This window comes from Ruegeria sp. CK2, from assembly GCF_056536585.1.
Genome location: NZ_JBQFPW010000067.1, coordinates 1 through 952 on the forward strand (window position 1 = coordinate 1; position 952 = coordinate 952).

1 protein-coding gene is annotated in these 952 nt (G+C 61.2%); it reads right to left on the reverse strand.

Annotated elements, in window-relative coordinates; genetic code table 11:
• Positions 1–952, reverse strand: a 952-nt coding sequence (locus ACR0BU_RS24715; protein ID WP_480755788.1) for an MFS transporter, incomplete at both ends; no start/stop codon positions are given.

A 952-nucleotide genomic window follows, 5' to 3' on the forward strand; every position in this document is an offset into this window, starting at 1 on the left:
TTGCAGACGAGTTGAGTGCGAGGATAAAGCCGTGGTGCTCCTCTGCCACCAAACGCACAAGACGGCTTTGTTGAGGCGTTGCGAACAGGGTGCCCATGAACGCGCATCCTGCAAGAACCACCGTACCCAGGTATGGCCCCAGATCGAGAAGCATCAGAGACAGAAACGCAGCGAGACCAGCAAAACTCGCCCAAACCAAAGGGCCGGGTCCAACGCGATCCGAAAGCGCGCCTGCGACGGCATTCCCCGCGACACCTAGAACGCCGAACAGGAGGATTGCGATTGGAAGGCCGCCTGCGCTGACACCGAACTGTTGTCCCAGCAATTCCCCCATCAGTGCATAGATGATAAACTGCGTCGATAGCATGCCCACCGTCCCCATAAGCAGGAGCACTGGTGCGAGGAGGCGCAGGCTTTCTGAGGCCTGTTTCCTTTGCGGACGCGGTGTATCTTTGTCGCGCGGCATATAGATCGCTGCCAACGTAACAAAGACGAGCGCGGCTAGGCTTATGGCGGCAATGGCCCCACGCCATCCAAGCCACAGCGTCAGCCACGTCGCAATCGGCACGCCACCGACGGTTGCAAGGGTAAACCCAGCAAAGACTGTGGCCAAGACTGCACCGCGCCGGTCCACAGGGACCATAGAGATGGCAAGTGCTGCGCTAGTGGGCGCGATGAGCGCGCCGCCAAAGGCGGACGCGATGCGTGCAAAGAGAAGCGTGTTAAACGAGGTCGCCAGCGCCGACCAGATTAGGGAAGCTGCGAGAATACTCGCGCCCGCAAGGATAAGCGTTCGGGGTGCGAGACGTCGCCCAAGGGTGAATTGCGCGAGGGGTGCAGCCAGGGCAAAGGTCGCGGCGAATGCTGTGACGAGCCACCCCGCGTCTGCTGGGTCCGTGGCCAGATCGCGCGTCAGCGCCGGTCCCAAGCCCAATATGCTGAGCGACGTCGT